This is a genomic window from Franzmannia pantelleriensis (assembly GCF_900102875.1).
Classification (GTDB): Bacteria; Pseudomonadota; Gammaproteobacteria; order Pseudomonadales; family Halomonadaceae; genus Franzmannia; species Franzmannia pantelleriensis.
The window spans coordinates 37,914-52,172 of sequence record NZ_FNGH01000007.1 but is presented as its reverse complement, the minus strand read 5'-3'; the positions used below and the strand labels follow the sequence as shown (position 1 = coordinate 52,172).

Annotated in this window: 9 protein-coding genes; 4 read left to right on the top strand and 5 right to left on the bottom strand. The window is 65.6% G+C overall.

What is annotated here, in order from left to right; all coding sequences use genetic code 11:
* Positions 1-85: 85 nt before the first annotated feature.
* The gene (locus BLT16_RS10020; RefSeq protein WP_176817208.1) at positions 86-1,939 is read left to right on the top strand and encodes a polysaccharide deacetylase family protein; all 1,854 of its coding nucleotides are present in this window, start codon (positions 86-88) and stop codon (positions 1,937-1,939) included.
* Positions 1,940-1,953: 14 nt separating this feature from the next.
* On the opposite strand, the gene BLT16_RS10015 is transcribed toward BLT16_RS10020, so the two are convergent.
* The 3 genes from BLT16_RS10015 to BLT16_RS10005 all read right to left on the bottom strand — a co-directional run bounded on the left by BLT16_RS10015 (position 1,954) and on the right by BLT16_RS10005 (position 7,835).
* Positions 1,954-3,357: an efflux transporter outer membrane subunit gene (locus tag BLT16_RS10015; protein ID WP_218124433.1), complete on the bottom strand. Its 1,404-nt coding sequence runs from the start codon at positions 3,355-3,357 to the stop codon at positions 1,954-1,956.
* Positions 3,358-3,379: 22 nt separating this feature from the next.
* Positions 3,380-6,553 carry an efflux RND transporter permease subunit gene (locus BLT16_RS10010; protein WP_089658390.1) on the bottom strand — a complete coding sequence of 1,058 codons (3,174 nt, stop codon included), beginning with the start codon at positions 6,551-6,553 and terminating at the stop codon, positions 3,380-3,382.
* An 85-nt stretch (positions 6,554-6,638) separates the two neighbouring features.
* Complete coding sequence (locus BLT16_RS10005) at positions 6,639-7,835, bottom strand: efflux RND transporter periplasmic adaptor subunit (RefSeq protein WP_422717929.1); 1,197 nt, start codon at positions 7,833-7,835, stop codon at positions 6,639-6,641.
* A gap of 317 nt (positions 7,836-8,152) precedes the next feature.
* Between BLT16_RS10005 and BLT16_RS10000 the strand changes: the two genes are divergently transcribed.
* The gene (locus BLT16_RS10000; protein WP_089658388.1) at positions 8,153-9,127 is read left to right on the top strand and encodes a LysR family transcriptional regulator; all 975 of its coding nucleotides are present in this window, start codon (positions 8,153-8,155) and stop codon (positions 9,125-9,127) included.
* Between the two features lie 64 nt (positions 9,128-9,191).
* Positions 9,192-9,578, top strand: a complete 387-nt coding sequence (locus tag BLT16_RS09995; RefSeq protein ID WP_089658387.1) for a RidA family protein — start codon at positions 9,192-9,194, stop codon at positions 9,576-9,578.
* A 30-nt stretch (positions 9,579-9,608) separates the two neighbouring features.
* On the opposite strand, the gene BLT16_RS09990 is transcribed toward BLT16_RS09995, so the two are convergent.
* Together BLT16_RS09990 and BLT16_RS09985 are read right to left on the bottom strand one after the other, a co-directional pair.
* Positions 9,609-11,597 (bottom strand): methyl-accepting chemotaxis protein, encoded by a 1,989-nt coding sequence (locus tag BLT16_RS09990; RefSeq protein ID WP_176817207.1) that lies wholly within the window; start codon positions 11,595-11,597, stop codon positions 9,609-9,611.
* Positions 11,598-11,813: 216 nt separating this feature from the next.
* On the bottom strand, positions 11,814-13,700 hold the full coding sequence (locus BLT16_RS09985; protein WP_089658385.1) for an ABC transporter ATP-binding protein: 1,887 nt from the start codon (positions 13,698-13,700) through the stop codon (positions 11,814-11,816).
* Positions 13,701-13,771: 71 nt separating this feature from the next.
* Here BLT16_RS09985 and soxR point away from each other — a divergent pair, with 71 nt between their 5' ends.
* Positions 13,772-14,221, top strand: a complete 450-nt coding sequence (gene soxR, locus BLT16_RS09980; RefSeq protein ID WP_089658384.1) for a redox-sensitive transcriptional activator SoxR — start codon at positions 13,772-13,774, stop codon at positions 14,219-14,221.
* The last annotated feature ends 38 nt before the right edge of the window (positions 14,222-14,259 follow it).

Below are 14,259 nucleotides of genomic sequence, written 5' to 3'. Positions count from 1 at the left end.
ACCCTCTAACCAGGTTGACTCCCAGCCCGCGGAACGACCGCGTCACTCATCTCCAATAGCACTCAACTCAGTGCCAAGGCCAGCCGTGAAGAGTAGTGAGAACCTGGTTCGGATCCTGATCGTCGCCGTGCTGGTACTGGCGGTCGCCATCTACCTGGCACAACGCAACACTTACCATGTCCTGTCCGGTCTCGAGGGGCCCACCGACGCGAGTCGGATTGCCGATAACATTCCGACTGCCTGGACCCAGTACGACCGGGGAACACCTTCGCGTCTGGCCATTCTACTGACCGACGAAGACTCGACATGGCTAGGCCTGGCGCATGGTCTCAAGACCATTGGCGTGCCATTCACGATCACCACCGATGTCTCCCGCGCCCTCGAGCATCAGGTAGTACTGGCCTACCCGATGATTGCAGGCAGCGTGCTCAACGCGGATGCGCTCGACCAGCTGCGTGAACACGTAACGACGGGCGGCACCCTTATCGCACCCCAGGTACTCGGGGGCGGACTGCAGGATATCTTCGGCTTCGAATCGGTCAGCGAAACGCGCGACCACTATCAGCTGAGCTTCTCATCGGAGGCGCCCTCGACCCGTTGGCTCGATGACCCACGCGAGCGGACGGTGTTACTGGGTGCTCCCGACGACCCCGCTTCTTGGATAGGCACCCAGGTATATCACGGCGCACAAACCCCCTTGGCCCATTTTCAGGATGGTGCACCGGCCGTCGTCACTCATGAAGATGCCAGTGGCGGACAAGCCTACGCGCTGGGATTCGACCTGGGATTCTTTATCCAGCGCGCCTATAACGACCGCAACAGTGAAGCCTACCGCGACTACGCCAACGCCTATGAACCCTCGGTGGATGTATGGCTACGCTGGCTGCGGCACCTCTACCAGTACCATGAGCCGCAGGCGGTCACCGTCGACACCGTGCCCGAAGGGCAGGCACTGAGCGTCATCGTCTCCCTGGATGTCGACTTCGCCCACTCGATGGACAATATGCTGGCGTATCGGGACCTACTCGACCAGTTGGGTGTCCCTGGCACCTACTTTATCCAGACCAAGTATTTCCGTGACTATTACGACCAGGGCTTCTTCAACGATGCGACGCCGGACGTCCTCGACAGCCTTCATGAGTCTGGTATGGAGATTGCCAGCCACTCGGTGAGCCATACCGATATGTACGCCAGCGTGCCCCTGGGTAGCGGAGAGGAGCGCTTTCCGGACTACCAGCCAAGGGTACGCGGCGTCGCGGATACCATTGGCGCAAGCGTACTCGGCGAAATGCGCGTCAGTCGCTTCCTGCTAGAGGCCTTGAGCGACGCCGAGGTGGTGTCGTTTCGCCCCGGTTACCTGGCGACGCCCGATGCGCTTCCCCAGGCACTCGAGGCGAGTGGCTACCGCTACTCCTCCTCGGTGACGGCGGGCAATGTGACGACCCATCTGCCCTACCGAGCGACCTATGACCGCCGCTATCAGACGCAGACCGGCATCTACGAATTCCCGATCGCCATCGAGGACGAGATTCCGCCGCGCATGGACCTGCGTGTCGACGCCGCCTTGGCGCTTGCCGATCAACTCAAGGGCTACGGGGGCACCTTCGTCATCCTGTTGCACCCGGATGTGCTGGACTACAAATATGCCTTTCTCGAACAGATCATTCCGGCACTCAAGCCGGATGCCTGGTTCGGCACCCTGGCGCAATTCGGTGATTGGTGGCGGGCCCGCGATCAGCTGGAGGTGGATGTCATTGAGGTCGAGGGTCAACGGCAGCTGCAGCTGTATGCGCCCATCCCCGTGCAAGGCGTGACCCTTCGACTCCCTTCCCACTGGCAGTTGGGCAGCGGAGCACCCGATGACATGCGGCTCGAATCATCGGTGCTGTACCTCCCTGACGTTGAGGGTGAGCATCGAATCCCCATCGAAGCTGACTGACGCCAAGCAGGCGATCAGGCACTGCTTGGCCAGCCGCCGGCCAGCGCGCGATAGAGCCCCACCAGAGCGGTTGCCGAACGCGTATGGCTGCGCGCCAGGCTATCCTCCGCCTCCAGCACCGAGCGTTCGGCGTCGATGACCTCCAGGAAGTCGATCACGCCGACCTCAAAGCGTACCCGGGCCTGCCGCGCCGCTTCGGCACTGGCCTCGGCGGCCTCAACCAGGTGTTCGCGCTCGCGCAGCGCCTGGGCATAACGGGCAAGCGCCGTCTCCGCCTCTTCCAGTGCTTGCAGCACGGTCTGCTCGTAGCGCGCCAGGTTGATCTCGGCGTCGGCATCCGCCGCGGCCATGCGCGCCCGCACCCGGCCGCTGTCGAGGAATGACCAGTCGACCCCAAGCGCCAGCAGCCGGGTCTCGCTGTCGCGACCGAACAGATCACCGGTGCTGGCAGCCTGGGTGCCGAGCAACCCGCTGAGAGTAAAGCGCGGGTAGAGATCGGCGGTGGCCACGCCGATGCTGGCGGTGGCGGCGTGCAGGCGCCGTTCCGCCGCAGCGATGTCCGGGCGACGGCGCAGCAACTCGCCGGGCAGGCCGATCGCCACCTTCTCGTGCAGCGTCGGCAGCGCTGCCGGCGCCTCCAACCGCGCAATCAGCGCACCCGGCTCGCGACCGGTCAGCACCGCCAGGCGATGGATGATGGCGGCGATCTCACCCTCCAGTGCTGGAATGCGCGACAGCGTGCTCTCCAGTTGCGCCCGGGCGCGTACGCTATCGAAGTCGGTACCGCGCCCCGCCTCCAGCCGCGCATCGACCAGCGCCAGCGACTCGCGCTGGTTCTCGGCGTTGGCCCGGGCTACGCGCAGCTGCTCCTGCAGCCCGCGCAGGCGCACGTACTGGTCGACCAGCTCACCGACCACCACCACCTGCATGGCGCGCACATCGGCGGCAGAGGCCTCCGCCTCCGCCTGTTGCGCCTCCACGCTGCGCCGCACACGGCCGAAGAAGTCGAGCTCCCACAGCGCGGCGACGCCGGCATCATAGCTTTCGAAATCGCGCTGCGAGCGCGTCGCCTGGGGCATCTGGTCGGCACTGGCGCGCTGATGGGCGGCGCCGGCCTCGGCGGTGACACTGGGCGCCAGGTCGCGGCGCGACTGGCGCAGCAGGGCCAGGCTGCGGTCGTGGCGCGCCAGAGCAATGCGCAGGTCGTGGTTGGCGTCGAAGGCCTCCTCGACCAGTTCGCTAAGCAGCGCATCGTCGAAGCCGCGCCAGAAGTCACGCTCGACCGCCTCGGGCGTCACCAGCCCAGCCTCGGTACGCACCAGGGCGGCGGGCTCGGGCAGCGCCGGTGCGCGATAGTCCGGCCCCACCGCGCAGGCGGCCAGCGCCAGGGTCAGTGGCAACAGCATCAGGTGTCGCATGGCTCTCATGGGGTTGGCCAGATCAGGCATGGTAGGCGCCCTCCACAGGCTGCGCGTCGCGTGGGTCGGGTTGGCCACGCGTGACCAGCTTGCGCAGCGCAACATAGAACACCGGGGTCAGGAACAGGCCGAACAGCGTCACGCCGAGCATGCCGGCGAACACCGCCGTGCCCAGTGCCTGGCGCACCTCGGCACCGGCGCCGCCGGCCAGCATCAGCGGCACCACCGCCGCGGTGAAGGTGATCGAGGTCATGATGATCGGGCGCAGGCGCAAGCGGCACGCCTCCAGCGCCGCCTCGACGATGCCGCGCCCCTGCATCTCCAGCTCGCGGGCGAACTCGACGATCAGGATGGCGTTCTTGCACGCCAGGCCGATCAGCACCACCAGCCCCACCTGGACGAAGATATTGTTGTCGCCGCCGGTCAGGCGTACGCCGATCAGCGCCGAGAGCATGCACATCGGCACGATCAGAATCACCGCCAGCGGCAGGGTCCAGCTCTCGTAGAGGGCCGCCAGTGCCAGGAACACCAGCAGGATGGCCAACGGGAACACCACCAGCGCCGCCCCACCCTGGTTGACCTGCTGATAGCTCAGGTCGGTCCACTCGAAGGACATCCCCGCCGGCAGCACCGCCGAGGCAAGCTGCTCGACCACCTGGATCGCCTGGCTCGACGACAGCACCCGCGGGTCGGCCTCGCCCAGCAGGTCGGCGGCGGGATAGCCGTTGTAGCGGATCACCGGGTCGGGGCCGTAGGTCTGGTCGACGCGGATCATGCTGCCGATCGGCACCATCTCGCCGTACTCGTTGCGGGTGCGCAGGCGGCCGATGTTATCGGCGTCCATGCGGTAGTCGCCGTCGGCCTGGGCCATTACCTGCCAGGTACGCCCGAAGCGGTTGAAGTCGTTGACATAGGCCGAGCCGAGGTAGACCTGCAGGGTCTCGAACAGGTCAGTGAGCGCCACGCCCTGGGTCTTGGCCTTGACCCGGTCGACGTGCAGGTCGAGCTGCGGCACGTTGGACTGGTAGGAGGTGATCGGATAGCCCATGCCCGGTGTCTGCATCAGCGCCCCGCTGAAGCCGTCCACCGCCTGCTGCAGCTCGCCGTAGCCGAGGTTGGCGCGATCCTGAATGAACAGCGAGAACCCCGAGCCGGAGCCGAGGCCGAGGATCGCCGGCGGCATGAAGGCAAAGGTGAAGGCCTCCTGCAGCGCCGCGAACTTGCCATTGAGCTCGGCGGTGATCTCCTCGGCGCTGCGCTGGCGGTCGCCGAACGGCTCGAGGCCGAAGAACACCGTGCCCGAGTTGGGCGTGTTGGTGAACTGCAGCGGATTGAGCCCCGGGAATGCTACTGCGGCCTCGACCCCCTCCGTCTCCAGGGCAATCTCGGTCATGCGCCGGATCACCGCTTCGGTCCGGTCCAGCGAAGCGCCCTCTGGCAGCCGGGCGCCGGCAATCAGGTACATCTTGTCCTGGGTGGGAATGAAACCGCCCGGCACCGCCTGGAACATCACGCCGGTACCCGCCAGCAGCAGCGCATAGACCGCAAATACCGCGCCTCGTCGGCGCAGGCTGCGCGCCACGCCACCCTGATAGCGTTGCGAGCTGGCGTTGAAGAAGCGGTTGAAGGGGCGGAACAGCCAACCGAACAGCAAGTCGATCCCCCGCGACAGGCGATCCTTGGGCGCGTCGTGGGGCTTGAGCAGCAGCGCGGCGAGTGCCGGCGACAGCGTCAGCGAGTTGATCGCCGAGATCACCGTGGAGATGGCGATGGTTACCGCGAACTGGCGATAGAACTGGCCGGTGACGCCCTCGAGGAAGGCCATCGGCACGAATACCGCGCACAGCACCACCGAGATGGCGACGATCGGCCCGCTCACCTCGCGCATCGCCTGGTGAGCCGCCGCCAGCGGGGCCAGCCCCTCCTCGATGTTGCGCTCGACGTTCTCCACCACCACGATGGCGTCGTCGACCACGATGCCGATGGCCAGCACCAGGCCGAACAGGGTCAGGGTATTGATCGAGAACCCCAGCAGGTAGAGCACCGCAAAGGTACCCACGATCGACACCGGCACCGCCAGCAGCGGAATGATCGACGCCCGCCAGGTCTGCAGGAACATCGTGACCACCAGCACCACCAGCAGCACCGCCTCGAGCAGCGTCTTGATCACCGACTGGATCGAGTCGCGCACGAATACCGTGGGGTCATAGACGATGGTGTACTCAACGCCTTCGGGGAAATGCTGGGACAGCGCCTCCAGCCTGTCGCGCACCGCATTGGACAGTGCAATAGCGTTGGAGCCCGGTGCCTGAAAGATCCCGATGGCCACCGCCTGCTGATTGTCGAGCAGCGAGCGTAGCGAATATTCGGCGGCGCCGAGTTCGATGCGCGCCACGTCGGAGAGATAGGTGATCTGGCCGTCGCTGCCGGCCCTGACCACGATATTGCCGAACTCCTCCTCGCTGGTCAGGCGCCCCTGGGCGTTGATCGAGATCAGGAAGTCCGACGACTGCGGCGTCGGCGGCGCGCCGAGCTGGCCCGCCGAGACCTGCACGTTCTGCTCGCGGATCGCCGCCAGGATATCGCCGGCGGTCAGCCCACGGGCGGCGGCACGATCGGGGTCGATCCACACCCGCATGGCATAGTCGCCAGCGCCGAACAGCATCGCCTGCCCCACCCCCTCTAACCGCGCCAGCTCGTCACGCACGTGCAGCGCCGCGTAGTTGCGCAGGTAGGTGCTGTCGTAGCGGCCGTCGGGCGAGATCAGCTGAGGCACCATGGTCAGGTTGGGGGACTGCTTTTCAGTCGTCACCCCCTGGCGGCGCACCGCCTCGGGCAAGCGCGCCTCGGCCTGGCTGACCCGGTTCTGTACCTGTACCTGGGCGTCGTCCGGATCGCTGCCGGGGCGGAAGGTCAGGGTCATCGCCAGCACCCCGTCGGAGCCGGCCACCGACTTCATGTACATGAGGTTCTCGACCCCGGTAATCGCCTCCTCTAGCGGCGTGGCCACCGTATCGGCGATCTCGCTGGGGTTGGCACCGGGGTAGACCGCCCGCACCTGCACGGTAGGCGGCACCACATCGGGGTATTCGCTGATCGGCAGCAGCGGGATGGCGATGGCGCCAGCGATAAAGATCAGGATCGACAGCACCGCGGCAAAGATCGGCCGGTCGACGAAGAATTTAGCGAAATTCATGACAAGACTCCCTTGCGGGGCGGACCACAAGGTCTGTCCCGAGAACGTCGTTCAGGGTGATGGTGGTAGCGAGCGTCAGGCGTGCTCAGCGCATGGCGGCGTACTCACCGGCAGTGACATCCGCGCCGCGCATGTCGACGCTCTGCGCCGCTACCTGCATGCCCGGGAAGAAGATCCGCTGGGCACCGCTGACCACCACCTGGTCTGTCGGCTCAAGACCCTCAGTCACCACCCGCAGCCCGTCGATCATGCGACCTAGCTGGACATCGCGCCGCATGGCACGGCCCTCGGCGTCGACCACATAGACGTACTTGCGATCCTGGTCGGTGAGCACCGCCTTGTCGTCGATCAGCAGGCTGTCGTCGGCGCTTCCCGCCAGCAGCTGCACGCGGGCATACATCCCGGGGGCGAATCGCCCCTCGCTATTGTCGAGCACGGCGCGGGCGAGGATGGTGCCGGCCTCGGCATCGAGGCGGTTATCGACGAAGTCGACCTCACCGAGGTAGGGGTAGCCGACATCGTTGGCCAGGCCAACGCGAACGGGGAAACTGGCCCCGCGCAAGTTCTCACGCTCGCCATTGCGCGACATGGCCTCATAGCGCAGATACGCCTGCTCGTCGCTGTGGAAATGCACGTGCACCCGATCCAGCGCGACGATGCGGGTCAGCGGCGTGGCCTCGGAGACCAGGTTCCCCGGCGTTACCAGCGCCCGCCCGGTGCGCCCCGCGATCGGCGCGCGGACCTCGGTGAACGCCATATTGAGCCGCGCGGTGTCGGCGCTGGCCTGGGCGGCGAGGATATCGGCCTCGGCCGTGGCCGCCGCCGCGCGCCGCTGATCCAGCTCCTCGCGGGAAATCGAGCGACTCTGCGCCAGCGCTTCGGCACGGGCGGCCTCGCTGCGAGCCAGCTCGGCTCCAGCGCGGGCGCGCTGTAGTGCAGCCTCGGCGCGCGCCAGTTCGGCGCGATAGGGCCGCGGATCGATGGTGAACAAGACGTCGCCCTTCTCGACGTCCTGGCCCTCGGTGTAGTGAATGCTATCGATATAACCCGACACCCGCGGGCGCAGATCGACCGTCTCCACCGCCTCGATACGCCCGGTGAAGGCGTCCCACAACTCGACGTCCTCGACCAGCACCTGGGCCACACTGACCTCGGGGGGCGGAGGCCCTTGATCGGCCCCGTCCTGGGTATCGGCCTGGCTCTCGCAACCCGACAGAACGACAAGACCGGCCATCAAGGCGGTCACCATGATCGCTTGCCGGCCACCGAGTTTTTCGAACATCTTCTGGACGTTCATGACATTCCCTCTCCCATTAATAAAACGAAGTTCACCACGTCGTTTTATTCGACTTGGCCGGCGTGTTTTTATAATTTATTAATGTCGTTTGATGGCGTGCTTAATCGACGGCAAACTTCGTAGAACGCCACCTTATAGTGTTACCGGGCACTTGATTAGTCGGGCCGACAGGGAAATACTGTCCCGTTGACGGGACAGTCTCCGCGCAACTCTGCTTGCCTACACCAGCACGTCTCCTGGCACGGTGCTCTCCCAGCCACAGTGTTTTTCCAACACTGAGTGCACGGCACAGGATTACGACCATGCTACAAGACCTCAATGACGCCCTGATCTTCGCCAAGGTCGTGGAACAAGGCAGTTTCATCGCCGCGGCAAGGCAGCTGCATCTTTCCAAGACGACGGTAAGCCGCAAGGTGCAGGCGCTCGAGGAGCGCCTGGGCGCACGATTGCTTCACCGCACCACGCGCAACCTGAGCCTTACCGAGGCCGGTGCCGTCTACTTCGACTACTGCAACCGTATCGCCCAGGATCTCAACCAAGCCGAGAACGCCGTCCAGCGCCTGGAAGATAGCCCGCGCGGCTGGCTGCGCGTCACTGCGCCGTTCACCATGTGCACTGAGTTCACCTCCGACCTGATACGCGAGTTTCGCGAGCGCCACCCCCAAGTGCGTATCGAGATGGTGCTATCCAACGATCGTCTCGACCTGGTGACGAATCAGATCGATGTTGCACTTCGCGTCGGGCCTCTGCCGGATTCGACCTTGATAGCCCGTCCCTTAGCGCGCTACCGCTCCTTCGTCTATGCCAGCGACCGCTATATCGCCCTGCACGGCGAGCCAAGCGAACCGGCGGACCTGGCTCACCATCCCGCCCTGGCCAAGTGCACCGACCAACGCGGCCAGCGCTACCTGTGGCAGCTGCGCAATGCAACGCGTCAAGTGGAAGTAGAGATCGACCCGATTGCCATCGCCAACGATCCCTTCGTGCTGCGCGGGCTGCTGGTCGAGGGGCAAGGGTTGATGCTAACCAGCGAAATCGTCGCCTGCCTGGGCCCAGACGAGCAGCGGCTACACCGAGTGCTGGATGGCTGGGAGGGACCCGAGGTTGAGCTGAATGCGGTCTTCCCTGGGGGACGCCTGATCTCTCCCAAGGTGCGTACCTTCGTCGATTTCGTCGTCGAGCGTATGCGGATCGAAAACTTGCCAACTGCCGAGCCGTGGCAACCCCAGCGTCAGCCTTTCGCCGAGGAGGCAGAGGACGCCACAGCGACTGCCTGATACGACAGGAACCCTCGCGGCCCCAAGCGAGTCGTATAGGTCATTGATTCGATATGGAGATCCCATGCTAGAACACCGCAACGACCCGACCCTTCCCAGTCCGCAGTTCCCCGGTAGCCACATCGTGCTCGACGACCGCTACGCCTTTGTCTCCGGCCTGACCGCCGCCGATATCCACGGTGCCGAGGCCGAGATTGGCGACATCAAGGAGGAGACCCACCGCGTGATGCGCGAACTCGAGCGCATGCTGGAGCTCGTCAACGTGAGCATGGACGACGTGGTAAGGGTCGATGTCCACCTCGCCGACCTGGATGAGATCAGCGAGATGGACGCCGTCTATGCCGAGTATTTCGAAGGACCCCACTTCCCGGCACGTACCTGCACCCAGTCACCCAAGCTGTGTGGTGGCTGCCGGGTCGAGATCACGCTGATGGCGCGCCGGCCGGAATGAGCACCGACCCGTCGTCCATCGACCGCTCGCTCAGACGGTGACAGGGCTATCAGAGCGGTGGCTAGCGTCTGCCGGGGCAGGCAGTCGGGAGCTCCAGGTGTCGTCGTGGCCCGGCGCTAGTGCCGGCTCACGCAGCACGAAGCCGCCGACCCGCTGAGCGAGTCGCTCGGCCTGCTCGGTCAGTCGATGGGCGGCAGCGCGGGACGCTTCGACCAGTTGGGTGTTCTGCTGGGTCATCCGATCCAGCTCGCTGACCGCCTGGTTGACCTGGCCAACCCCGTCGCTCTGCTCGCCGGCTGCCACGCTGATCTCGCCGAGCATCCCGGCCACCCGCTCGACGTTGGTAACCAACCCCTGCACCGCTTCACCGGCGGCGCGCACCTCACTGCTGCCGCGGCTGACCTTGTCGCGGGAGTCAGCGATCAAGCCGCGGATTCCCCGCGAGGCCTCGCCACTGCGCCGCGCCAGCAGACGGACCTCTTCGGCCACCACCGCGAAGCCCTTGCCATGCTGGCCGGCCCTGGCCGCCTCGACGGAGGCATTGAGGGCCAGCAAATTGGTCTGGAAGGCGATGTCATCGATCAAGGTGACGATCTCGGCGATCTGCTCGGACGTCGTTTGGATCTCTTGCATGAGGTCGACCACCCTGATCACCGCCGAGCCAGACTCGCGTGCCGCGGTGGCGGCCCCCTGTGCCAGCTCGTCGGCCTGGCGCGAGGCGGCGGCGGTGTGCTCCACGGTGCTCGAGATCTGCTCCATGGAAGCCGAGGTCTCCTGCAGGTTGGCAGCCGCGCCCTCGCTGCGGCGCGCCAGATCCTCACTGCCGCTGCTGATCGCCGTTGCCGCCTCGCGCACGGTGCGACTGCCGTGACGTACGTCGAGCAGCACGTCGTGGATATTATCGGTGAAGCGATTGAACTGGGTCGCCAGTTCGCCTATCTCGTCGCGGGATTTCACCGCCAGGCGCTGGGTCAGGTCCGCTTCGCCCGAGGCGATCTCCTGCATCTGCCTCGAGACCTGGCGTATCGGCGCCGTCAGATAGCGCGCCACTGCCCCGGCGGCGAGGATCGCCAGCAGCAGAAACAGCAGGCCGAGCAGGCTCAGCTGCCAGGACAGGCGGTTGGCACCGGCCAGCATCTCGTGCCTGGGAATCAAGCCGATCAGGGACCAGCCGAGCGCCGGTGAACGGTAGACGGTGGCATGGTAGGTCTCGCCGTCGTGCTGGATCGACTGGCTGAGTGCTTCGCCGCTGTGGGCGAGTGCCTGGAGCTGGGCCAGCGACGGATCATCGAGCGACTCAACGTCCTGGAAGCCGGCGGAGGGATCTCCCGGATGGGCCAGGACGGTGCCGTTCTCCTCCAGCAACACCAGATAGCCCTGCTCGCCGAATTCGATCTCGTTGATCATGTCCATCAAGCCGGCCAGCGAAACGTCGACGCCCTGCACTCCGATGACCTGACCGTCATCGTCCTCCACGGTTTGCACGGAGCTGATGATAGTGGCGTCGTCGGCGGCGAAATAGTAGGCCTCGGTGCGCACGACATCCCCGGGACGGCTCAGGGCAGCCTGGTAGAAGGGGCGTTCCCGCGGATCGTAGCCGGCACCGATATTGCCTTCGGGCCACTGCACATAGCCGCCATCGGCGGTGCCCAGATAGACGTAGGCCAAGCCGGGGTTGGCCTCGGCGAAGCGCGAGTAGAGCGCGTAGAGGTCGGCTTCCGTGCCGGCATTGCGCGAGGGCGTCATGGGCCGGGTGTCGCGACTGTCGAGATAGCGGGTCAGGCTACCGTGAGCCTCGCCCACCAGCGGCTCCGCAGCCAGGAAGGCCGCGTCCTGGGCCACCTGCTCCAGGAAGGTGGTAAGTGAGTAATCCACTTGGCGTAGGTACTGGCCGCTGGACTCAGCGAAGGCGTCGACCGCCGCCTGCCGGCTCTGCAGGATCGCCAGGCCCGAGATCCCCGCGACTGCCGTCGCCAGGATCAGGCCGAACGTCAGCACCATCTTGTGGGTAATCGACACGGGGCGTCTCCTCGTTGCTATGGGTATCGGGAGAGGGATTAGCCGCGGCTGGGGAGCAGCCGCAGACGAGGAGAGTAACGGCCAGTCACCGAGAGACTTGAACGCGACGTCGCCGCTGGAACGGCAGACGTCGTTTGCTGGGTCAGGCGCGCCCGCTCGCCGCGCCCCTGTCGACGAGCACATGCCGATAGCGAGTTGGCCGTTGCCGGGTCGAGATCACGCGGATGGCGCGTCGGCCGGAGTCACGACAGGCTCGCCGTTGATATCCACCCCCAGAAATCCGCCCGACTGGCGTCGCCACAGAGCAGCATAGAGCCCGTTCATGTCGAGCAGCTCCTGGTGGGTGCCGGTCTCGACGATACGCCCCTCGTCGATCACCACCAGCCGGTCGAGCATGGCGATGGTGGAGAGCCGATGGGCGATGGCGATCACCGTCTTGCCCTCCATCAGGGCATAAAGCTGCTCCTGGATGGCCGCTTCGACCTCGGAGTCCAGCGCCGAGGTCGCCTCGTCGAGCACCAGGATTGGCGCGTTCTTGAGCAGCACCCGAGCGATGGCGATGCGCTGGCGCTGCCCGCCGGAGAGCTTGACCCCGCGTTCGCCGACGTGGGCATCCAGCCCACGCCGCCCCTGCACGTCGACCAGATCGTCGATAAAGCTGTCGGCATGGGCGCGCCGCACCGCCTCCAGCACCTGCGCCTCGCTGGCATGCGGGCTGCCGTAGCGGATGTTGTCGCGCAGCGAGCGATGCAGCAGCGAGGTGTCCTGAGTCACCATGCCGATCTGCTGACGCAGCGATGCCTGGCTGACGCCGGCAATGTCCTGATCGTCGATCAGGATGCGTCCGCCTTCCAGGTCGTAGAAGCGCAGCAGCAGGTTGGCCAGGGTCGACTTGCCGGCCCCGGAGCGGCCGATCACCCCGACCTTCTCACCCGGCGCAATGGTCAGGCTCATGCCGTCGAACACTCGCTGGGCTTCACCGTCTGGCCGCGCATAGCCGAAGCGCAGGGCGTCGAAGCGAATCTCGCCCCGCGACACCTCGAGCGCCTTGGCATCCGGCGGATCCTTGACCTCGGGCTCGCGGGCGATGGTGTTGATGCCGTCCTGCACCGTGCCGATATTCTCGAACAGCCCCGCCACCTCCCACAGAATCCAGTTGGACATGAAGCGGATACGCATCACCAGCGCAATCGCCACCGCGATCACCCCCAGTGACACCGCCTCCAGGTACCAGGCACCAATGGCGATCGCCGCCACCCCCGCCAGCAGCAGCGAGTTGAGCAGCGTCAGGCTCACCGTCAGCTTGGTCGCCAGGCGCATCTGGCGGTGCACCGTCGCCATGAAGCCCTCCATGGCGTCGCGGGCGTAGTGCTGCTCGCGCTGGGTATCGGCGAACAGTTTGATGGTCTGGATATTGCTGTAGCTGTCGACGATGCGACCGGTCATCCGCGCACGGGCGTCGGCCTGCTCCATGGAGACCTGGCGCAGGCGCGGTACGAAGACCTTCATGATCGCGATATAGCCGACCAGCCAGGCCACCAGCGGCAGCATCAGCCACGGCTCGGCGCTGCCCATCAGCAGCATGGCACCGGCGAAATAGACGATCACATAGACCAGCAGGTCCATCAGCTTCATCACCGTCTCGCGAATCGCCAGCGCCGTCTGCATCACCTTCTGCGAGACCCGCCCGGCGAACTCATCCTGGTAGAAGGCCATGCTCTGGCCGAGCATATGGCGGTGCGCCAGCCAGCGGCCGATCATCGGGTAGTTACCGAAGATGCTCTGATGGGTAATCAACGACTGCAGCAGTGTCAGCAGCGGCAGGCCAATCACCACCAGCGCCGCCATCCCCGCCAGGCGCCAACCGTATTCGGCGAAGAACCCCTCGCGCTCGGCGGCCGCCAGCCAGTCGACCAGCTCACCCATATAACTGAAGAACAGCACCTCGACCGCCGAAACCAGCGCGGTGAGCAGCGACATCACGATCAGCAGCGGCAGCACCGGCCGCGAGAAGTGCAGGATAAAGGCGCCCAACCCGCGGGGTGGCGTCTCGGGGGTACCAGGCGGATAGGGATTCACCAGGGTTTCGAAGAAACGGAACATGACATCACCGGTTGTCTAAAGGCGCCTTGCAGGGTAAAACCTCAAGTAAGCTAGAGGTCAAGGAAAAACACATGTCGGCACGTATTCAGCGCGAGCTAAGCGTCGGCGAAGTCGCCGCCCGCAGCGGGGTGGCAGTATCCGCCATACACTTCTACGAAGCCAAAGGGTTGATCGCCAGCCGCCGCAATGCCGGCAACCAGCGCCGTTTCACCCGCGACGTGCTGCGCCGGGTGGCGATCATCAAGGTCGCCCAGCGCACCGGCATCTCGCTGGCCGAGGTGCGCGAGGCCTTCGCCACCCTACCCGACCACCGCGCGCCTAGCGCTGCCGACTGGCAGCGCCTCTCGGCCAACTGGCGGAAAACCCTCGATGAACGCATTCGCTGCCTGACCCAGCTGCGCGACCAGCTCGACCACTGCATCGGCTGTGGCTGCCTGTCGATGGACGACTGCCCACTGCGCAACCCTAGCGACACCCTCGCCGAACAGGGCGCCGGGGCGCAGCTGCTGGAACCAAGCTGATCCAACCCAGCAGGCTGTCGAATGGGCAGGGTTACGAT